21 protein-coding genes are annotated in these 19,032 nt (G+C 67.2%); 1 reads left to right on the plus strand and 20 read right to left on the minus strand.

What is annotated here, in order from left to right:
* Positions 1–15: 15 nt before the first annotated feature.
* From QP457_RS06805 to QP457_RS06825, 5 genes are all read right to left on the minus strand, one after another.
* The gene (locus QP457_RS06805; protein ID WP_205404844.1) at positions 16–1,146 is read right to left on the minus strand and encodes an ABC transporter permease; all 1,131 of its coding nucleotides are present in this window, start codon (positions 1,144–1,146) and stop codon (positions 16–18) included.
* Positions 1,143–2,330 (minus strand): ABC transporter permease, encoded by a 1,188-nt coding sequence (locus tag QP457_RS06810; protein WP_205404843.1) that lies wholly within the window; start codon positions 2,328–2,330, stop codon positions 1,143–1,145. The genes QP457_RS06805 and QP457_RS06810 overlap by 4 nt, the downstream gene beginning before the upstream one ends.
* Positions 2,315–3,328: an efflux RND transporter periplasmic adaptor subunit gene (locus QP457_RS06815; RefSeq protein ID WP_205404842.1), complete on the minus strand. Its 1,014-nt coding sequence runs from the start codon at positions 3,326–3,328 to the stop codon at positions 2,315–2,317. Before QP457_RS06815 ends, QP457_RS06810 begins: the two co-directional genes overlap by 16 nt.
* A complete protein-coding gene (locus QP457_RS06820; RefSeq protein WP_205404841.1) occupies positions 3,321–4,697 on the minus strand; it encodes a TolC family protein in 1,377 nt (458 codons plus the stop codon). The genes QP457_RS06815 and QP457_RS06820 overlap by 8 nt, the downstream gene beginning before the upstream one ends.
* A 111-nt stretch (positions 4,698–4,808) precedes the next feature.
* Positions 4,809–5,702, minus strand: a complete 894-nt coding sequence (locus QP457_RS06825) for a LysR family transcriptional regulator ArgP (RefSeq protein WP_205404840.1) — start codon at positions 5,700–5,702, stop codon at positions 4,809–4,811.
* A gap of 104 nt (positions 5,703–5,806) precedes the next feature.
* Here QP457_RS06825 and QP457_RS06830 point away from each other — a divergent pair, with 104 nt between their 5' ends.
* A complete protein-coding gene (locus QP457_RS06830; protein ID WP_205404839.1) occupies positions 5,807–6,421 on the plus strand; it encodes a LysE/ArgO family amino acid transporter in 615 nt (204 codons plus the stop codon).
* Here QP457_RS06830 and map read toward each other — a convergent pair.
* The 15 genes from map to QP457_RS06905 all read right to left on the minus strand — a co-directional run bounded on the left by map (position 6,418) and on the right by QP457_RS06905 (position 18,968).
* Entirely contained in the window at positions 6,418–7,200 is a 783-nt protein-coding gene (map, locus tag QP457_RS06835; protein WP_205404838.1) for a type I methionyl aminopeptidase, read from the minus strand. The genes QP457_RS06830 and map overlap by 4 nt on opposite strands.
* Positions 7,201–7,210: 10 nt before the next feature.
* Positions 7,211–7,423, minus strand: coding sequence for a ParD-like family protein (locus tag QP457_RS06840; RefSeq protein WP_025873788.1), 213 nt, complete (start codon positions 7,421–7,423; stop codon positions 7,211–7,213).
* 67 nt (positions 7,424–7,490) lie between these two features.
* Entirely contained in the window at positions 7,491–7,850 is a 360-nt protein-coding gene (locus tag QP457_RS06845) for a VOC family protein (protein ID WP_180164057.1), read from the minus strand.
* Between the two features lie 137 nt (positions 7,851–7,987).
* Complete coding sequence (locus tag QP457_RS06850) at positions 7,988–8,872, minus strand: hypothetical protein (RefSeq protein ID WP_205404837.1); 885 nt, start codon at positions 8,870–8,872, stop codon at positions 7,988–7,990.
* 3 nt (positions 8,873–8,875) lie between these two features.
* The gene (locus QP457_RS06855) at positions 8,876–9,940 is read right to left on the minus strand and encodes a GNAT family N-acetyltransferase (protein WP_205404836.1); all 1,065 of its coding nucleotides are present in this window, start codon (positions 9,938–9,940) and stop codon (positions 8,876–8,878) included.
* A 32-nt stretch (positions 9,941–9,972) separates the two neighbouring features.
* The gene (locus QP457_RS06860; RefSeq protein WP_205404835.1) at positions 9,973–11,373 is read right to left on the minus strand and encodes an aminotransferase class III-fold pyridoxal phosphate-dependent enzyme; all 1,401 of its coding nucleotides are present in this window, start codon (positions 11,371–11,373) and stop codon (positions 9,973–9,975) included.
* A 48-nt stretch (positions 11,374–11,421) separates the two neighbouring features.
* Complete coding sequence (locus QP457_RS06865) at positions 11,422–12,108, minus strand: MtnX-like HAD-IB family phosphatase (protein WP_205404834.1); 687 nt, start codon at positions 12,106–12,108, stop codon at positions 11,422–11,424.
* A gap of 161 nt (positions 12,109–12,269) precedes the next feature.
* On the minus strand, positions 12,270–13,472 hold the full coding sequence (locus QP457_RS06870; RefSeq protein WP_205404833.1) for a DegT/DnrJ/EryC1/StrS family aminotransferase: 1,203 nt from the start codon (positions 13,470–13,472) through the stop codon (positions 12,270–12,272).
* The gene (locus tag QP457_RS06875; protein ID WP_100551959.1) at positions 13,469–13,867 is read right to left on the minus strand and encodes a DMT family transporter; all 399 of its coding nucleotides are present in this window, start codon (positions 13,865–13,867) and stop codon (positions 13,469–13,471) included. Before QP457_RS06875 ends, QP457_RS06870 begins: the two co-directional genes overlap by 4 nt.
* Entirely contained in the window at positions 13,864–14,223 is a 360-nt protein-coding gene (locus QP457_RS06880) for an EamA family transporter (RefSeq protein ID WP_025873780.1), read from the minus strand. Before QP457_RS06880 ends, QP457_RS06875 begins: the two co-directional genes overlap by 4 nt.
* A gap of 1 nt (position 14,224) precedes the next feature.
* The gene (locus QP457_RS06885; protein WP_100551960.1) at positions 14,225–15,061 is read right to left on the minus strand and encodes an alpha/beta fold hydrolase; all 837 of its coding nucleotides are present in this window, start codon (positions 15,059–15,061) and stop codon (positions 14,225–14,227) included.
* 79 nt (positions 15,062–15,140) lie between these two features.
* Positions 15,141–16,520 (minus strand): sensor histidine kinase, encoded by a 1,380-nt coding sequence (locus QP457_RS06890; RefSeq protein WP_205404832.1) that lies wholly within the window; start codon positions 16,518–16,520, stop codon positions 15,141–15,143.
* On the minus strand, positions 16,517–17,188 hold the full coding sequence (locus QP457_RS06895) for a response regulator (protein ID WP_089239707.1): 672 nt from the start codon (positions 17,186–17,188) through the stop codon (positions 16,517–16,519). The genes QP457_RS06890 and QP457_RS06895 overlap by 4 nt, the downstream gene beginning before the upstream one ends.
* A gap of 131 nt (positions 17,189–17,319) precedes the next feature.
* Positions 17,320–18,453, minus strand: coding sequence for a metallophosphoesterase (locus tag QP457_RS06900; protein ID WP_205404831.1), 1,134 nt, complete (start codon positions 18,451–18,453; stop codon positions 17,320–17,322).
* 65 nt (positions 18,454–18,518) lie between these two features.
* The gene (locus QP457_RS06905) at positions 18,519–18,968 is read right to left on the minus strand and encodes a helix-turn-helix domain-containing protein (protein WP_180164072.1); all 450 of its coding nucleotides are present in this window, start codon (positions 18,966–18,968) and stop codon (positions 18,519–18,521) included.
* Positions 18,969–19,032 lie beyond the last annotated feature (64 nt).

Here is a 19,032-nt window from a genome sequence, read left to right on the forward strand (position 1 = left end):
AGGGGACGGAGGGGATTACGTCGCTCTCTTCCCCTCCGCCCCTTTTTTGCTGTGCAGGCGCCAGAGGGCGAGGGCGCTGTACAGCACCAGCAGCACGGCCAGGGTGATCAGCTCGTGGCTGACCTCGGCCAGGGTGGCGTCCATCTGGTTCAGGCGCACCATCAGGTTGATGCCGGAGGTGGTCGGCAGCAGTTGTGCCAGCCACACCAGTGGGCGCGGCGTCATCACCGCCGGCCACGACAGGCTGGCCAGGAAGAACAGCGGGATGGAGGTGGCGATGATGTACTGGAAGGCGCGTTCGCGGGTGCGGAAGAAGCTGCCGACGAACAGGCCGAACGCTACCGTGGCAGCGATGAACAGCGTACCACCCAGTAGTTGCCCGAGCGGGTTGCCGCCACGCGGATAGTCCTGCACCCAGGCGGTGAAGCCGGCGTACCAGAACAGCCCGAACAGCCCGATCAGGCCGAAGCCGAGGGCCATGCCGGTCAGGGTGGGCAGGTCGAAGCGCAGGCGCCGGCCCAGCACCAACCGGCGACCGCCGAGCAGCACGCCGATGCCCATCAGCAGTGTCTGATGCACGATCAGTTCGGCCACGCCAGGCACGATCGCGCTGCCATAGCCTTCCTGCGTGTTGTACAGCGGCCGTTGCACGAGGGCGACCGGTGGTGCCTGTGGCGCGCCCATGAACGCGGCCTGGGTGACTGCCGCGTCGCGGCCGAACGCGCCCAGTGCATCAGCCACGCTGCCCAGCACCCAGCTGGCGCGGCCGAGATAGGCGCCGTTGCCGAGCAGTACCAGCTTGGCCGGATGGCCACGCAGGATGTCGCGCTCCAGGTTGGCCGGGATCAGCACGATGCCTTCGGCGTGGCCGGCTTCCAGCTGTGCACGCGCATCCTGCAGATCGGCCGGTTGCCCGACCACATGGGCCACGCGCAGCGAATCGAGCTTGCGCAGCAGTTCGCGGCTGGTCGCGCTGTGGTCTTCATCGACCACCAGCACGGGCAGGTTGCCGGCTACCTGGTGGCGATAGGCGGCGGGGTAGAAGAACGAGTACAGGATCACCGCGCCGACCATCACCACGATCGCATAGCGGTCGCAGAGCACGGCCAGGAGGGTCTGCCGCAGGCTGTGCCAGATCCTGCTCATGCGCCAGCCCCGGCGGGTTGCGCGGCCTGCGGGGTGCGCGCGAACGTCATCAGGCGCCAACCGCCGGTGCCGCCTGCAACCGCGATCATCAGCAGCAGCGTGGCCAGCGGCCACAGCGACACCACCAGTGGCGAGCCGATGAACTGCTGCTGGGTCTGCAGCTTGATGTAGGCGCTGAGCGGCAGCAGCAGGTGCCAGACGCGGGTGAACAACGGTGCGTCGATCACCGGGAACGTGGCGCTGGAAAAGGCCAGTGCGGTGCCGATGCTCAGACCCACTGCGGACAGGGCGGTGCCCATGTCGCGGGTGACGCCGACGAAGAACAGGGCATAGGCCGCGGTGGCCAGGTAGAACAGCGGCTGTGCGAGCAGCAGCAGAACCACGCTGCCGGCGATGCCGTCGCCGCGCAGCCAGGCCAGGTAGGCCGCGCCCAGCGCGCCGTACAACGAGAACAGCAGCACGTAGGGCAGCACCTTGCCGGCAATGGCCGACCACGGCGCGTGGCCCAGCCAGGCGGGCAGGGTGCCGTCGCGGATCTCACGGCCGAGGCTGCCGGCCACCGCCAGCGCGAGTACCAGCGACAGTACCGCCGGGAAGATCAGCGGCAGCAGGAAGAGCTCGTAGCTGCGCGCCGGATTGAACAGGATGTCCGATTGCACCGCGATGGGCGCGGCGCGCAGCTTGCCCGGCCCGACCTGCAGGCCGATGCGTTCGCGCAGCAGGCGCGCGTTCCATGCCGATACCGCATCGCCGATATCACGCGCGGCGGACTGGCCGGTGGTCATGTAGGTGGCGTTGTAATAGGAAAACACCGTGCCTTGCTGGCCCCGCAACGCCTGGCGGGTCACATCGCGCGGCACCAGCACCACCGCGAACACTTCCAGCCGGCGCAGCTGCCCACGTGCCTCCTCCATGCCTGCCGGTTGGCTGGCGATGCGCACACCGGGGCTGGCATCCAGCATGCGCAGCAGCAGGCGGCTGTCGCTGCTGTGGTCCAGGTCGACCACGGCAATCGGCACATCGCGCATCACCGATGCGGAGAACATCCACGCCATCACCACCAGCATCAACAGCGGCAGCACGGTCACCAGTGCGAGGTCTGCGCGGTTGCTGCGCAACCGGCGCAGTTCGCGCTGCCATGAGCTGCCGAAGCTGCCGCGGTCGGTATTCAGTGCTGCGGCCATGCGAACAGGACGCTCATGCCGGGGCGGAAGCCCTCGATGCGGCGTACCGGGCGCACCCGCACTTCGAAGCTGCGCACGTCATAGCCCGATGACTGACGGGTCGTACGCCAGGTAGCGTAGTCGCCCGCGGGATTGATGAAATAGACCTCGAACTCGTCGTCCTTGCCGAGCGCCGGCACGCTGCCACGCAGCTTGCTGCCGACCTTCAGGCCCTGCATCTGCGATTCGCGCAGGTTCATCGACACCCACATGCGGTCGATATCGACCAGGGTGAACACCGGGTAGCCGGCCGGTACCAGTTCGCCCGGGTCGGCCATGCGCTTGTTGATTTCACCGGCCACCGGTGCGCGACCTTCCACTTCAACGCGCGCGGCGTTGACTTCCGCCACCGCGCCCTGCGCCTGCTGCACCTGGCCCTGTGCGGCACGCTTGTCCTGTTCGCGCGCACCGGCCAACGCCATGTCGTACTGGGCGCGGGCGGCACGGGCCAGTTCGCGTGAGCTGGTGGCCTGGGCAGCGGCTTCGTCGCGCTTCTGGCGGGTCATCACCCCTTCGTTGAACAGGTTCTGCACGCGCCGGTAGGTGGCTTCGGCGAGGGTGGCACCGGCTTCGGCGCGCTTCCAGTTGGCTTCGGCCGCGCGGATGTCTTCGCTGCGTGCGCCGTCGTTGGCCTTGTCGGCCACCGCCTGCGCCGCAGCCAGCGCGCCGCGCGCCTGCTGTTCCTTGGCTGCGACTTCGGGGCTGTCGAGCAGGAACAGCACCTGCCCAGCCTGCACGCGATCGCCCTCGCGCACTTTCAGTTCGGCCACGCGCGCAGTGATCTTGGCCGACACGTTGAGGGCGTCGGCGTCGGCCATGCCCTGGATCTGGTCGGCGGGGCTGCGCCAGGCCAGCCACAGGCCCAGCACCACCGCCACCAGCAGCACCACCAGCAGAATCGGGCCCAACCGGCGCTTGCCCGGGGGCGTCGTTGCTTCGTCGTGCAACACATCACTCATGATCGATCACCTCGTCTGCACGCCGCCGATAGTCTTCGAAGCGGTCCATCTGTCCACTCACCTCAAGCAACTGCGCCAAGGCGATATCGTATTGATAGGCCGCCTGCGCACGTTCGACGCGGGCACCACCAAGGCCGAGCCGCGCATCGATCACATCCAGCGAGGTGGCCTGGCCTTCGCGGAAGGCCAGCTCCTGCAGGCGCAGGTTCTCGTCGGCCTGGGCGATGCTGCTGTCCAGCAGCACGAACTGCTGGCGTGCGGTTTCCAGCTCGTTCCAGGCCTTGCGCACACCGAGTGCAACCTGGTTCTCGGCCTCGCGCAGGCCGGCCTCGGCCTGTTCCTGCTGCGCGCGTGCCGCGCTGATCTGTGCCGGCCGCGAGTTCGGCGACAGGAAGGTGTACTTCAGGCCGATGCCGAACGCCCAGTCCGGATCGGTCAGCATTTCGTCGCGGCGACGGAAATCGTACTGGCCAAACAGGAACACCGTTGGCTTGAGCTTGGCCTGCTGCACGCGCACGCCCTGTTCGGCCTGCGCGACGATCGCCCGCAGGCGCGCGATCTGCGGCTGCCGCGCCTGTGCGGTGCGCTCGAAGCTGGTGACCGGTTCCAGCGGGGTACGCTGCACGAACAGCGGCGACAATGGCTGCACATCGCCGCCGCTGCGCAGCAGGGTGGCCAGCGCAGCCTTCAGCGTGGCCAGATCATTGAGGGTCTTCTGGTACTCGCGCTCGGCCTTGTCGCGGGCGACGGTAGCCTGCAGGCGCTGCGCTCGGGTGGCGAAGCCTTCGCGTTCCAGCTTTTCTGCATCGGACAGGTGGCGGTTGAGGCCATCGCGCACATCGCGGCGCACGACTACGGCCTGTTCGGCCAGGCGCTGGCCGAAGTAGGCCTGGGCCAGCTGCACGGTCAGTGACTGTCGCTGCGCTTCGCGCTCGGCGCTGGCCTGTTCGCTGGCCGCGCCGGCAGCACGCTGCGCGGCGGGAATCAGGCCGCCGGTGTACAGCGGCAGCACGGCGGTGACCACCGGCCGCGTGCGCCAATCACGTTCGGTGAACGACAGCGGCGAGTCGATGCCATAGGCCTCGGCCACCGGTGCCAGTGAGCCCAGCGGCAGGGTCAGGGTCTTCTGGAACTGCAGCCGACGCACTTCGCCGGTGATTTCCGGCAGGCGCAGCAGGCGGGTGGCTTCCTGCAGTTCTTCCTTGTTGCGCACGCCGGCATCAGCAGCGGCCAGTGCGTCGGAGACCTGCTCCAGCCGCTGCCGCGCCTGTTCCCATTCCAGTGCGGGGGGCGCGCTGGTCTGTGCCGCCGCGGCCAGCGGCAGGCTTGCCAGCAAGGCCAGGCCGGCAGCGCCGAGCGCGCGGTGCATCCTTGTCCGTGGGCAGCTCAGGCGCATGCCGTTCCTGTAGTGAAGAAGTGGGCAAACGGTAGTGGTCCGCGCGTGAAGCCGGGGTCTGCGGTGGTCTGGATCATGCTCTTTTCAACGTAGGGTGTTGCCAGCGGCGGTGCGCAGCGCCTGGGTGATGTGCTGCAGCGTGCTCGAACGCACGGCGGCATGCTGCCAGAACAAGGGTACGTCGAGCCAGCGACGAGGTTCCAGCACCACCACCTGCCCGGCCTGTACCGCTGGCGTAACCAGGGCCTCCGGAGCAAGGCACCAGCCGAGTCCACGCGCGGCAGCATCGACGAAGCCGGTGGAGGAGGGCAGGTAGTGGACGGGTGGTTGCAGGCGTGCACGGGTCAGCCTGCGCAGGAAACGCCATTGCAGTTCATCCTTGCGGTTGAACACGATCATCGGCGCCGACGCCAATGCGTCGGCCTGCATGCCCTTGCTGAAGTGGCGCCGCGCAAAGGCCGGTGAGGCGATGGCGTGGTAGCGCATCGCGCCCAGCGGATGCACGTTGCAGCCCTTCAGGGGGTTGCGTTCGGCGGTGACCGCGCCAAGCACGCTGCCGTTGCGCAGCAGTTCCAGGGTGTGGTCCTGGTCGTCCATGCGCAGGTCGAACAGGTAGCCGTGGCGCTGGTGCAGCTCGGCGATGGCGGCGACGAACCAGGTGTCCAGCGAATCGTCGTTGACCGCCAACGGAATCGGCGTGCGGGTGGCATCGCCGCCGTGGTCCGGCAGCAGTTCGGCCAACGCTTCGGCCTGCAGCGCCTGCATCGGCCGCACCCGCAGCAGCAGTACTTCGCCGGCAGCAGTAGGCCGGCACGGCGCTTGCCGTACCACCAGCACCTGGCCCAGCCGGTCCTCAAGCGCCTTGATCCGTTGCGACAACGCCGACGGACTGATCGACAGGCGGCGTGCGGCGGCCTCGAAACTGCCTTCTTCGAGCACCGCGGTGAAGGCGCTCAACTGCGGATGTACCAGGTCCACGCGGTGCCTCTTCAGTTTTTCTGCACAGGATAAAGAAAAACCAGCTGGCCTTAACGGGTCCGTTGGTCGCACCCTGCGCCTCCTTTCACGGTGGAGAGCGTCGGATGTGGATTGCTGCGGCTTTGGCCGGCCTGTTTGCGGGGGCTGGCCTGATCATCGCCATTGGTGCGCAGAACGCCTTCGTGCTGCGGCAGGGGCTGCAGCGTCGCTACGTGGGCATGGTGGTGCTGGCCTGCATGGGCGCGGACATCGCGCTGATCCTGGCCGGCGTGGGCGGCATGGGAGCGCTGGTGCTGCAATGGCCGCTGCTGTTGCAGGTGCTGCGCTTCGGCGGGGCCGCCTTCCTGCTGTGCTATGGCCTGCAGGCCGGGCTGCGCGCATGGCGCGGTGGCAGCGCGCTGGCCGCGGCCGATGCCAGTGGTGGCAGCCGGCGGCAGGTGCTGCTGGCCTGCCTGGCCTTCACCCTGCTCAACCCGCACGTCTACCTGGATACGATGGTGCTGCTGGGCAGCCTGTCCACGCGCTATCCGGGCGAGCTGCGCTGGGCGTTCGCGGCGGGCGCCTGCGTGGCCAGCGTGCTCTGGTTCTGCGGGCTGGGATTCGGCGCCCGGTTGCTGCAGCCGGTGTTCCGCAACGCAGCAGCGTGGCGGGTGCTGGATGCAGGCGTGGCGGCCTTCATGCTGTGCCTTGCGCTGCTGTTGCTGCTGCGTCCGCTCTAGGCCGCGTCCACTGCGCACAACGGGGTTTCATCGGGGCGCAGGGTCAGCACGCGCACACCGGTACGGGTCACGGCTACGGTGTGCTCGAACTGCGCTGACAGCTTGCCGTCGCGGGTGTACACCGGCCATTCGTCGGGCTGCTGGCGGATCGCAGGCTTGCCCTGGTTGAGCATCGGCTCGATGGTGAACACCATGCCTTCCTGCAGTTCCATGCCGGTGCCGGCATGGCCGTAGTGCAGGATCTGTGGCTCCTCGTGCATTTCCTGGCCGATACCGTGGCCGCAGTATTCCTTGACCACGCTGTAGCCGTGGCTGCGGGCATGGCGGGCGATGGCGTGGCCGATGTCGCCCAGGCGCGCGCCTGGCCGCACAGCGGCGATGCCCTTCCACATGGCCTGATAGGTCACCTGCACCAGCTTGCGCGCGGCGTAGTCGACTTCACCCACCAGATACGTGGTGCTGGAATCGGCGATGTAGCCGTGCTTCTCCAGCGTGATGTCGAGGTTGACGATCTGGCCATTGCGCAGCACATCGTCGGCCGACGGCATGCCGTGGCAGATGACGCTGTCGATCGAGGCATTGAGCACGTACGGGAAACCGTACTGCCCTTTGCTGGCGGGCCGTGCCTGCAGGTCGTCGACGATCATGCGTTCGACGATGTCGTTGATCTCCAGCGTGCTGCGGCCCTGCAGCGGCAGCGCGTCAAGCATCGCGAAGACCTGCGCCAGCAGTCGCCCGGACTCGGCCAGGCGATCGATCTCATCGGGGCGCTTGATCATGGCCATCGGCTCAGGCCCGCCCGGGCGCAAGCAGCTGCGGCTGCACGCCGGCGGCGCGCAGTTCGCTGGCGACTACGTCCTGGAAGCTCAGGGTCGGGTTCATCTCGCACAGCATGCCGACCCGGATCCAGAACGTGGCCTGGGCATTGATCGAGCGGTTGGAGACGGTGCAGGCACGGCGCAGCTGGTCGTGCAGGGTGTCATCGATGTTGACGATGCCCATGGGAGCTCTCGACAGGGAATATACGAAGCGTATACGAAACGTATATCGCCCCTCAAGCCCGTGGCATTCAGCCAGCATCCGTGGCGAAGCGCAGGCGGTTGCCGTCCGGATCGACAATCAGCATTTCGCGGCTTCCCCAATCCGTATCGTGTGGCGGCTGCTCGATGGGTACCCCCGCAGCGCCGAAAGTACGATGCAGGGCATCGACGTCGGCGACGATGAAATACACCGCGCCGCCCACTTCGCAGTCACCGGTGTGTTCGGTCAGGAAGATCGTCTGGCCCTCGCGGGTGAGCTGGGCGAACAGCGGGAAGCCGGATTCGAAGCGGTGCTCCCAGTCGATGATGAAGCCCAGGCCCTGTACGTAGAACGGCAGGCTGGTATCGGCATGGCGCATGCGCAGCTGCGGGATGACGGTCTGGGGCATGACGGCGGCTCCGGGGGGCGGGAACCCAGTGTAGTGCCGAGCCATGCTCGGCTATCGCCATTTGTAGAGTCGAGCCATGCTCGACTCAGGGGACCGCGAACAGCAGCCGAGCATGGCTCGGCTCTACAAAAAAGCGCTCAGCAGGCAGTCGGCACTGCGGCCATCGCCGCCAGCAGTTCGCGGTTCACCTGCTGGTGCTGCTGCTGCCATGTCGGCAGATCATCGGCGCTGATGTCGGGTTGCCCATCCAGCGACGACAACCAGCGCTTGAAACGGCTCTGGTAGTTGGGCAGTGACACCTCGCCGGTGATATCGCTGCCCACCAGTCCACCGGTGCGCAGCGCCTCGATCACCATCAGCGCATGTTCAAGCTGGAAGCGGCCCTGGTCCCAGTTGCTGCGTGCTACCTCTTCGGCGAACACGTCCTTGTCGATCGACAGATAGGTGGCCCGCGGCGCCTGCGCCTGTTCGGCGGCGAACGCTGCAACAAGTGCCTCGGGATGTTCGAAGCGGCGGAAGGCGCCTGCCATGCCCATGCGGCTGGCCCAGCCCACATCCACATCCATGCACCAGTAGGTCAGCCGCCGTCCCAGCAAGGGCCGCCAGTGGTTCTCCCACGCGTGGCCCACGCCGATATCGGTGGAGGTGATGCCCAGCACGTGCACATGCGATACCTGCGGCAACGCGGCAGCGGCATTCACCCAGGAACCGCAGTGCATGCCGAAGGGAAAGCGCATGTTGTCCGGATGGTTGTCCAGCACCACCAGCTGGAACGGGGCGCGCGTGTGCAGGCGCTGCAGCAGTGGCAGGCTGAGATGGTGGAAGTCGCCGCTGCCGAGCATGACCGTGCCGAGTTGTGCCGGCAGCGGCAACAGAACGTCATTGGCGAAGCGCGACAGCGTGGCGTTGCGGCAGGCAAAACGCAGCGGGTCATGCCAGTGCTGCAGCGCGAGCGTGCGTGCTTGCGACAATGGCAGTACGCCACCATCGAGGTCGAGGATCAGCGGGGGGCGCAGCTGCATCGGTCAGCCCCCTCCATCCGGCTCAGCCTGCAGGTGCGGGGCCAGCCTGCGCAGGGCGGCGCGCAGCAGCGGCGAACGCGCGTGCACCGCATGCACGGTGGAGGTGAAACTGGCTCCCAGTTCGGCCTTGATGCGTGAATCGGTCCAGCCCGCGACGTAGTGGCTGAGGCCGTGCTGCAACGCGTATTCCAGGTTGTGCATCCAGCTGACCGAATACAGGTTGTGGTCGCGCGACTGCGGATAGGACAGGCCGATGTACTTGTCCACCAGCTTGCCGGCGTGCACGTAGCACAGGTTCCAGCCGATCAGCTCGCCGTTGTGGCGGTAAAGGAACAAGCGCCCCTGGCCCTGCGTGTCTGCCAGCAGGTGCTGGAAGAAGGGCAGGTCGAGCTGGTCAAAATGCACCGCGCTCTGTGCATATACCTGCAGGTACAGCGCGTGCAGTTCGGCCTGCAGCCGTGGCTCGGCAAGGGCGGGGTCGCCGGTAGCGATACAGTCGATCTGCAAGTGGGCACGCGAGCGCAGTTTGCGCCGGATGTTCTTGCGCCGCGCCGTGGACAGGCGCGCCAGGTAGGCGTCGATGTCATCGAAATCGATCGCCACCCATGCCAGTGGCATGCCTTCCAGCGGGATGAAGCCGCGTTCCAGCAGCGCATGCAGGAAGGCCTGGCTGTGTGCGTTGGCCGCATCGTCCAGCAAGGGCGAATCGATTGCCAGATCCTTGACCACCAGCAGTCGACTGTCACCGACGCCGTGGCGCAGCACGTCGTCGGCCAGTGCAGCCGCCGACATATGTGCCGGCAGCGGTGTGTACTCGGTGCTGGTGGCGCCGATGAACCGCGTCTGCCAGGTCAGCCACGGCCGCCACAGGCGCGACAGCGGCAGCCCCAACAGGCGCGAGCGCAGTGCATCGTCCAGGGTCGTGGTCAGATCCAGCGGCGCACGGAAGCTGGGCAGGCCGCTGGGCAGGCGGCTGGCATCGAACCCCAGGGGCGGGTGGGCCAGGAAGCCCTCCAGCAGCGCGGCCGGTTCCAGCGCGGTGCTGGAAACACGCGGGATCATGTCCATGCGGGGCACGGGAACCGGCAGCGCATTGCAGCTCAGCCCTTGGCCTTGGTCAGCAGCTGGTCCAGCAGGGTGATCGCCAGATCGATCTCTTCGTAGGTGATGTTCAACGAGGGCGCGAAGGTGATCACGTTCTTGTACCAGCCACCGACATCGAGCACGAGGCCCATGCGCTTGCCGTCGTGCAGCAGGTCGCCGGCCAGGCCGATGTCGACCATGCGGTCCAGCAGCTCACGGTTCGGGGTGAAGCCATCGGCGGCGCAGATTTCCGCACGCAGGGCCAAGCCGAGGCCATCGACATCGCCGATTTCCGGATGGCGCTTCTGCAGGCCACGCAGGCCGTCGAGGAAGTAGGCGCCCTTTTCCGGCACGGTACGCTCGTAGTCCATCTCCTTGCCCAGCTTCAGCACTTCCAGGCCCAGGCGCGTACCCAGCGGATTGGAGTTGAAGGTGGAGTGGGTGGAGCCCGGCGGGAACACGGTCGGGTTGATCAGCTCTTCGCGCGCCCACAGGCCCGACAACGGGTTGAGGCCGTTGGTCAGCGCCTTGCCGAACACCAGCACGTCCGGGGTGACACCGAAGTGCTCGATGGACCACAGCTTGCCGGTGCGCCAGAACCCCATCTGGATTTCATCGACGACCATCAGGATGCCGTACTTGTCCAGCACGCGCTTGAGGCCCTTGAAGAAGTTGCGCGGCGGAATGACATAGCCGCCGGTGCCCTGGATCGGCTCGACATAGAACGCGGCGTACTCGGCCTGGCCGACCTTGGGATCCCACACGCCGTTGTACTCGCTTTCGAACAGGCGCTCGAACTGGTGCACGCAGTGGTCGGAGTACTCGTCGGGGGTCATGCCCTTCGGGCGACGGAACGGATACGGGAACGGGATGAACATCGCGCGTTCGCCGAAGTGGCCGTAACGACGGCGGTAGCGGTAGCTGGAGGTGATGGACGAGGCGCCGAGGGTGCGGCCGTGGTAGCCGCCTTCGAATGCGAACATCAGGCTCTTGCCGTTGCGCGCGTTGCGGACGATCTTCAGCGAATCCTCCACCGCCTGCGCACCACCGACGTTGAAGTGCACGCGGCCATCGAGGCCGAACTTCTCGTGCATGTCCACCGCGATGGTCTTGGCCAGCTGCACACGCGTCGGGTGCAGATACTGGCTGGCGACCTGCGGCAGGGTGTCGATCTGGTCCTTCAGCGCATTGTTCAGCCGCTGGTTGGCGTAACCGAAGTTGCAGGCCGAGTACCACATCTGCAGATCGAGGTACGGGGTGCCGGTGGCGTCGAACATGTAGCTGCCTTCGCAGCGCTGGAAGATCTTCGGCGGATCGACGTAGTGCACGGTGTCGCCGAAGGAACTGTAGCGGGCTTCGTCTGCCAGCAACTGCGCATCGGTGATGGCGGCATCGGCGTTCTTGTCAAAAATATTCATCGGTTCGGTTCCGGAGAGGGCATTCGAAGGAAGCAACGGGCGGAGCGATCAGGCGGTGGCGAGCAGCCGCGGAAGCGAGGGCTGCAGCAGGCTGCCGTCGAGCAGGCGCGGCAGCAGCGCAGTAGCGTCGTGGAAGGTGTCGATGGCGGCGTGGGGAATGCCGGCGTCGGTGCAATGGGCAATCAGGCGACGCTTGGCGAATACGAAATCGGCGTGTTCGGACACGCAGAAATCCGAGGCGCCATCACCGATCATCAGCACGCGGGGCGCTTCGTCAGCACGCGCCTGCGCCGCGCAGGTGCACTTGCAGGTACCGCTGCGGCAGCCTTCGGCCTGGTACGGGGATTCCAGCTGCCAATGGTCGTCACACCAGCGCAGGTGGTTGGCCACTACAGGCAGCGGTGGCAGGCCATGGTTGGCGAGGATGCGATGGATCGCGTAGTCCAGACCGTCGCTGACGATGCGCAGAGGCAGGCCCAACGCGTGTGCGCGATTGACGAAGGTGGCGAAGCCCGGATCGATGCGTACCTGGTCCAGGTGTGCATCGAGGGCGGCCGGATCCAGCTTCAGCAGGCGGACCTGGCCCTGCATGCATTCACGCGAGCCGATCTCACCCGAACGCCACTGATCTTCCAGCTGCTGCCAACCGGGCTGGCCGAACTTTTCCAACAGTGAATCGATGACGTCCTCGAGGCTGATGGTGCCATCGAAGTCACACAGGATGCTCCATTGCATGGGCAGCTCCGTCGATGAAGAGAGGCCTTGGCACGATGCCGGCGACGGGGCCAATGTAGGCAGGCCGTCTTTCTCGTTCCTTTCCGCCTGAAAGCTCGAATGGAGGCACTCGGGAAGCGTTCAGCCAGCAACGCGGCGCAGGCCTCGCCGGGCTTCAGCTGCTACTTGCGCGCGAGCACCTTCACGATCTCGCGGGTGTCTGCATGGGTCAGCCAGGGACTGTTGCCCACGGTCAGGCAGCGGGCGGCGAAGTCGCGGGCATTGGGTACGTCCGCGTCTGCGACGATGCCGCGCAGATAGGCGTAGTCCGGCAGGGCATGGATGAACATGCGGCTGACACCCAGGCCGCGCTGCCACAGCGCGGACAGCGCCTTGTCACGTGCACGTTCACTGGGCAGCAGCAGCATCAGCATCGGCCAGGTGCCCTGGGTGCCAGGCATTCCGTCCACCACGTCAACGGCGGGCAGCGACTCCAGCTGCACGCGCAGCTGCAGCGCACGCAGGCGGGCCGCCTGCAGGAAATCGGGCAGGCGCTGTGCTGCGCGTGCACCGACGTTCTGCCGCCAGCGGCTGACGCGATGCTGCGGAATGTCCAGCGGAAACACATCACCCACCGCCGCTTCCAGGTCGCCGCTGCGCAGGGCGCGCCGCAGCGGGTTTCCATACACCAGCGACAGCAGGGAAGGGCGGTAGCAGGCTGCCAGGCCCAACAGCTGCAGGCTGCGGATCAGCTCCCAGCGCAGGCTGAAGGGCGTGTGTCCTGCGGCCTGCTCGATCATTGCCGTACGCAGTGCTTCGTCATGCGTCAGCAGCAGTCCGCCCTCATGCAGGCTCAGGCCTTTGCCGGCGGCCAGGCTGAAGAACCCGATATCGCCGCGCAGGCCGACGCTGTTGCCGGCCACGCGTGCTCCCAGTGCCTGCGCAGCGTCCTCGATCACCCATGCACCGACGCGGTGCGCGATCGCACAGGCGCGATCGACATCGGCGAGGCGCCCGCCCAGGTGCGTGGGAATGATCGCCAACGTGCGTGCATCGGCTGCGGCGTGCAATGCTACCGGGTCGAAATCGAAGTGGTCGCGGCGGGTATCGCACAGCTGTATGCGCAGGCCGAGGCTGTGCACGGCAATCGGCACCAGTGGGCAGGTATAGGCCGGCAGGATCACCGTATCGCGGTGCGGTGCGCGCCTGCGCAGGGTGCGCAGGGCGATCAGCAGGGCGTGGGTGCCCGAGCAGGTCAGCTGCAGCGGCGGCGTGCCCAGCTGCTCGGCGAGAATCGCGCACAGGTCACCGCCACCGGGAAGGAAATCGCGGGCCTGCAGCGGCAGGCCGGCGGTGGGCGGCAACTCGCGCGACAGCAGGCTCACGGGGATGGTTCAGTTGCAGCGTGCGGATCATCCGCTTCGGCACGACCCAGGCAGATGATGCCGGCCACGATCAGTACCGCACCGATCAGGTGATGCAGCGTCAACGGTTCGTGCAGCAGCCACGCTGACAGCAGCAGCACGCTGATCACTTCCAGGTGCGAGGCCGCGAACGCAGGGCCGATCGGCGCGTGCCGCAGCAGGCTCATCCAGGTGAAGAACGCGCCGACGTAACCGAGCATCGCGCCGTACACCCAGGGCTGCGACAGCACGCGCAGCAGCCACGCGGTGTTGGCCTCGACCGGCAGCGCGGCGTCGCCGGCATACTTGAAGCACAGCTGGGCCAAGGTGTCGAAGGCCATCAGCAGCGGAAAGCCGATCAGGTACAGCCGCCTCATGTTCCGGCTCCAACCACGGCAACGCCGGCGCTGACCAGCAGCATGCCGGTCACCCGCAACGGCGTCAGCCGCTCGCGGAACAGGATGCGGCCGGCAACCATCAGCGCGACGATGTTGATCGAGCCGAGCAGTACGCCCTGCGACAACGGTACCAGCGACAGGAAGGCGATCCAGGCGACGAATTCAAGCACGTAGCAGGCGATGCCCAGCCACAGCCAGGGACGGCCGAACATGTGTTTCCAGCGCTGCAGGCCTTCGCCGTCCTGCGGGTCGCTGGCGGCGGCCTTGAAGGCCAGCTGGCCGCCGGTGTCGAGCACCACGTTGACCAGCCACAGCAGGGTGGCAAGCGATCCCATCTCAGGCGACCGCCTGCAGCACGCCCGCACGTTCGCCGATGTCGCTGAAGAAGCGCGCGCTGCGGCGGATCACCTCGCGCCGTTCGCGATCGATGGTGATCATGTGGTAGCTGTCTTCCAGCACCACCAGTTCAGTCGGTCCGCTGACGCGTGAGATCACCAGTTCGGCATTGCCCATGCTGGCCACGTCGTCCTCGCGGGCGTGCATCACCAGGCACGGTGCCGTGACCTGGTGCAGGTGACGGCGGGTCCAGGTACTCAGTGCGCGCATTTCGGCCAACGCATGCCACGGATTGCCCGGCAGGCCGGCAGCGGCACTGTCACCGGACAGCATGGCGGCGCTGACCTGCGCGCGCAGGCGCTCGTCGCGCAGGCCATACGGCGGCTCTTCCATGAACATGCGGTCGCGGCCGATGCCCAGGCGTTTGAACCACGGCAGCAGGAACGAGAAGCGCGCGACCGCCGGAATGTTCCAGCCGTCGTAGCGGAAGGTGGCGCCGTACACGCCCACGCCGGAGACCCAGTCCGGCCGGCGCGCGGCCAGCGCCAGCGCCAGCACCGCACCCATCGACAGCCCGCCGACGAACAACTGGTCGACCTTGCCGCGCAGGTTCGCCGCCGCATCCTCCACGCCCTGGTACCACTCTTCCCAACGGGTCTGCAGCAGGTCCTCGACGCTGCCGCAGTGGCCGGGCAGCTGCACACCGTGCACGCTGAAGCCGGCATTGTTCAGGCCTTTGCCCAGCATGCGCATCTCGGCCGGCGTGCCGGTCAGGCCATGGATCAGCAGGACGCCCTGCGGGCCACCGGGAAGAAAGAACTCATGGGATGCGGACACCAGTCGGCTCCAGCGCGGCAGTCGGGAAGGTCAGCATCGCAAGCGCGATTTTCGGCAACCTTTCAACGGCCCGGCTGGATCAAGGGCCCTTCAGCAACGGTATGGTGATGGACACCTTCAGGCCGCCACCGGGACGGTTGAGGTAACCCAGGCGCCCGCCCAGATGCTCGACGGCCTCATGGGCGATGGCCAGGCCCAGGCCGGTGCCGCTGGCGGCAGTGCCGGGCGCGCGGAAGAAACGTTCCCCCAACCGCGACATCACGTCCTCGGGTACGCCCGGGCCGTTGTCTTCGACGTACAGCTCGACGTCGTTGTCGTCCAGGGTGTGCACGCCCACCGTGACGGTCGCATCCACGCCGGCGTAGCGCAGGGCGTTGTCGATCAGATTGTCCAGCGCCTCGTGCAGCATTGCGCCGTTGCCCAGTATCCGCACCGGCTGCTGCGGACCCAGGTAGCCCAGGTCGGTGCCATCGCGGATCGCTTCGGGCACGCGCATGCCCACCCATTGCGGCACCAGTTCGGACAGGTCCAATGCCTCCACCGTCTCCGGCACGGTCTGGGCACGGCTCAACGCCAGCAGCTGGGTGCTGACGCGCGCGGTACGCTGGTTGAGACGGCGGATGTTCTGCAGCGCTTCGCGCACGGTCTCTGGATCGCCGTGGGCCAGTGCCTGGTCCACGTGCAGTGCCATGCCCGCCAGCGGCGAGCGCAACTGGTGGGCGGCATCGGCAATGAAGCGGTTCTGCAGCGTGATCATTTCCGCCTGCCGCGCGAACAGACCATCGATGGTGCTGATCAGCGGCTGGATTTCCTCGGGCACGTCGGCGTCGGAAATCGGTGCCAGCTCGCCGCGGCGCTGGGCCAGGCGCGAGGTCAGCGGCGTCAGGATACGCAGGCCATGGGTGACGCCGAACCAGACCAGCGCCGCCATTCCCAGGGCCAGCATGGCCATCAGGGGAATGACGATCATCAGGATCTCGCGTGCGCGCTGGCGGCGGTCGGCCATGCTTTCGGCCACGGTCACCGCCAGCTGGTCCTGCGGATCGTTCATCGCCTGGGTGCAGACCGTCGACATGCGCACCTGCTGGCCGTTCAATTCACCTTCGTACAGCGCCGGGTGCGTGCCGCTGCAGTCCTGCGACGGTGCATAGGCACTGAAATCGGCGTTGCCGGCGATGGTGCCCAGGCGGCTGCTGTCGACGTTGAAGTAGCGATGACCGTCGGGATCGTACTCGATGAGAAAGCGTGCCTGCGGGGACAGGTCGCTGCTGACCGGCATGGTGCTGAGCATCTGTGCGAACGACACGGTGTCGTCGGTCAGGTTGCGGTCGTGGATGCGGTTGGAGTAGTCCAGCGCCACGTAGTACGCCAGCAGCGTGTTGAAGGTCAGCAGGCCCAGCATCGGCAGCGCCAGGAAGGCGAGCAGACGCCGTCGCAGGCTGGGCGGTCCGCTGATCACGGGCTGGCGTCTTCCAGCATGTAGCCCAGCCCGCGCACCGTGCGGATGCCCATGCCGCCCGGCTGCAGCTTGCGGCGCAGACGATGCAGGGCGATGTCCAGGCCATTGTCGGTCAGGTCCTGGCCCCAGTCGCACAGGGCCTCCACCAGCTGCGCACGGGACACGATGCGTTCGGCACGCACTGCCAGGGCGGACAGCAGGCCGAATTCGCGCGCGGTCAGCTCCAGCGTCTGCTCGTCTATCCACACCCGGTGCCCGGTTAGGTCCAGGCGTAGCCGGCCGATGCGCAGGTCAGGATTGCCGTTGCTGGTGACCCGACGCAGCTGCGCGCGAACGCGCGCTTCGAATTCGTCCAGCGCAAAGGGTTTGACCAGGTAATCGTCGGCCCCCAGGTCGAGCACGCGCACGCGCTCGGCCAGGCCATCGCGTGCGGTGACCACCAGCACGGCCAGGCCATCACCACGCTGGCGCAACCGCTGCAGCACATCGCGGCCATCCAGCTGCGGCAGTCCCAGATCCAGCACCAGCAGGGCGTACTGGGTGGAATTCAGTGCGGCATCGGCATGCGCGCCGTTGTCCACGTGGTCGACCACATGGCCCTGCCGGCGCATCGAGGCGCACAGGCCGGAGGCGATGTCGGGGTCGTCTTCTGCGATGAGAACGCGCATGCGCGGGGCTCCTGGGGGCGGATGGGCCGCCCGCTGGACAGGGCGGGCCTCTCGGCTGCCGAGGGTAGCGGCAAACCGGGTGCAGGTGGCGGCCGTGGGGGACCTGGACCGGCCCGGCGCTGGCCCTTCGTTCAGTCCTGCAGGCCGGGCTCGCCCTTGGCCAGTGGCACCCGCGAACCGTCCAGCAGGCCACGACTGAGCTTGCCGTCCTCGATGAACAGCAGTTCGCCGTTCTCGCCATTCTTGATGCTGCTGTCGATGGCGATCACGCGGTCGTCGTGGAAGCTGCTGACGTGTGGCATGGAGGTGTGGCCGACCACGATGCGCTTGAGCTGGAGGCGGTCGAGCACCGCCTGCACGCCCGGGGTGTCCAGGCGTCCGTCGAAGTAGCCGCGGTACCAGATCGGGCTGGTCTTGCCGTCGTACAGCGGTGCAGTGGCGGGGTCTGCCTTCACCTCGGCCTTGGGGATGCCCAGCGAGGCCTGGTAGGCGGCGTTGGTGCGGGCCGGGTCCAATGCCATCTGCACGGCATCGGGCGAGATGCCGCCGTGCAGGAACAGGGTATCGCCGATCTGCAGCAGCACCGGGCGCGTGCGCAGCCACTGGCCGATCACCGAGTCGGCACCATACAGCTGCGGATAGCTGCGGCCGAGCAGCTGCGCGCTGCGCAGGTACTTCGGGTTGACGTAGCGCAGGTCGTCGTAGAGCACCATGGTCTCGTGGTTGCCGAGCACGAAATGCACCGCGCCACCGGCCGCCGCCGCCTGCTGCTGCAGGCCGTACAGCAGCCAGAACGCTTCGGTCACCTGTGGGCCGCGATCGAACACGTCGCCCGCGATCACCAGCGTGTCCGTCCCCAGTGCCCAGCGGTCCTGCGCGTCGATCACCCGGTTGGCGCGCAGCAGGCGGACCAGCAGCTCGTACTGGCCGTGAATGTCGGACACCGCGACGATGCGCGGCACGGCGGGCAGCACGGATACCGAAGGCGCATTCGGCGGCAGCACATGCACCGCATGCGGGTAGCCGCAGTGCGCGGCAACTTCCGCGCCCTTGCTGCCAGCGTGCATGGTGTGGGTTTCCACCTGGTCCTGGCAGATCCACTGCGCTTTCAGCTGCGCGCCTTCACGGAACACGTAAGGACCATCGCTGTCGACGTGTTCTGCGGGTGCTGCCACGTCGCGGGCCGAGGCCAGTGGTGCGGCCAGCAGCAGGACCAGCGGCAGCAGGATCGAAACGGTTCGGGCGTAGTTCGGCATCGGCGGCATTCAGCGGCAGGAGACCAACGATGCTAACTGCCCGTGGACGTCGCCGGTGTGCGTGAACGGGCGGATCAGGCCCGGCCGCCTCCTTCCTTGAGCTTGCGTACGCGGGTATCGGCGGCGTGCAGGGGCTGGCCATCGCGTCCGTGGGGTTGCATGTAGGGCAGCGGCCGGCGGCTGCTGGATTCGATCAGCTGCGAGTGTGCCTCGCCAGCAGCGAAGCGATGCCGTTCTCCCCATTGGCGCAGGGCGACCAGCAGCGGGAACAGGTCCTGGCCGGCCGCGGTCAGCACATAGTCCTGGTAGGCGCTGCCATCGGCGGCAGGCTGCTGCACCAGCAGCCCCGCCTCGACCAGTCGCCGCAGGCGGTCGCTGAGGATGTTGCGCGCCGCGCCCAGGCTGCGCTGGAAATCGCCGAAGCGGCTGATGCCATCGAAGGCATCGCGGATGATCAGCAACGCCCAGCGGTCGCCAAGCAGATCGGCGCTGCGGGCCACGGGGCAGGGGCTGTTGGCGTGCATGGGGAACGTCCTCGATTGTGGTTGCAGTTTAAAACCAGTAGCGCTACCGTGCACTTAGTTTCAA

The organism is Stenotrophomonas sp. As-7 (assembly GCF_030291015.1).
Classification (GTDB): Bacteria; Pseudomonadota; Gammaproteobacteria; order Xanthomonadales; family Xanthomonadaceae; genus Stenotrophomonas; species Stenotrophomonas lactitubi.

What these genes read in the sequence shown, in the direction of transcription:
- QP457_RS06900 (WP_205404831.1), bottom strand. Translation starts at nt 18,453, where the DNA reads ATGCCGCCGATGCCGAACTACGCCCGAACCGTTTCGATCCTGCTGCCG.
- QP457_RS06875 (WP_100551959.1), bottom strand. Translation starts at nt 13,867, where the DNA reads ATGAGGCGGCTGTACCTGATCGGCTTTCCGCTGCTGATGGCCTTCGAC.
- QP457_RS06895 (WP_089239707.1), bottom strand. Translation starts at nt 17,188, where the DNA reads ATGCGCGTTCTCATCGCAGAAGACGACCCCGACATCGCCTCCGGCCTG.
- QP457_RS06865 (WP_205404834.1), bottom strand. Translation starts at nt 12,108, where the DNA reads ATGCAATGGAGCATCCTGTGTGACTTCGATGGCACCATCAGCCTCGAG.
- QP457_RS06805 (WP_205404844.1), bottom strand. Translation starts at nt 1,146, where the DNA reads ATGAGCAGGATCTGGCACAGCCTGCGGCAGACCCTCCTGGCCGTGCTC.
- QP457_RS06840 (WP_025873788.1), bottom strand. Translation starts at nt 7,423, where the DNA reads ATGGGCATCGTCAACATCGATGACACCCTGCACGACCAGCTGCGCCGT.
- QP457_RS06815 (WP_205404842.1), bottom strand. Translation starts at nt 3,328, where the DNA reads ATGAGTGATGTGTTGCACGACGAAGCAACGACGCCCCCGGGCAAGCGC.
- QP457_RS06905 (WP_180164072.1), bottom strand. Translation starts at nt 18,968, where the DNA reads ATGCACGCCAACAGCCCCTGCCCCGTGGCCCGCAGCGCCGATCTGCTT.
- QP457_RS06855 (WP_205404836.1), bottom strand. Translation starts at nt 9,940, where the DNA reads ATGGACATGATCCCGCGTGTTTCCAGCACCGCGCTGGAACCGGCCGCG.
- QP457_RS06880 (WP_025873780.1), bottom strand. Translation starts at nt 14,223, where the DNA reads ATGGGATCGCTTGCCACCCTGCTGTGGCTGGTCAACGTGGTGCTCGAC.
- QP457_RS06860 (WP_205404835.1), bottom strand. Translation starts at nt 11,373, where the DNA reads ATGAATATTTTTGACAAGAACGCCGATGCCGCCATCACCGATGCGCAG.
- QP457_RS06820 (WP_205404841.1), bottom strand. Translation starts at nt 4,697, where the DNA reads ATGCACCGCGCGCTCGGCGCTGCCGGCCTGGCCTTGCTGGCAAGCCTG.
- map (WP_205404838.1), bottom strand. Translation starts at nt 7,200, where the DNA reads ATGATCAAGCGCCCCGATGAGATCGATCGCCTGGCCGAGTCCGGGCGA.
- QP457_RS06845 (WP_180164057.1), bottom strand. Translation starts at nt 7,850, where the DNA reads ATGCCCCAGACCGTCATCCCGCAGCTGCGCATGCGCCATGCCGATACC.
- QP457_RS06830 (WP_205404839.1), top strand. Translation starts at nt 5,807, where the DNA reads ATGTGGATTGCTGCGGCTTTGGCCGGCCTGTTTGCGGGGGCTGGCCTG.
- QP457_RS06850 (WP_205404837.1), bottom strand. Translation starts at nt 8,872, where the DNA reads ATGCAGCTGCGCCCCCCGCTGATCCTCGACCTCGATGGTGGCGTACTG.
- QP457_RS06810 (WP_205404843.1), bottom strand. Translation starts at nt 2,330, where the DNA reads ATGGCCGCAGCACTGAATACCGACCGCGGCAGCTTCGGCAGCTCATGG.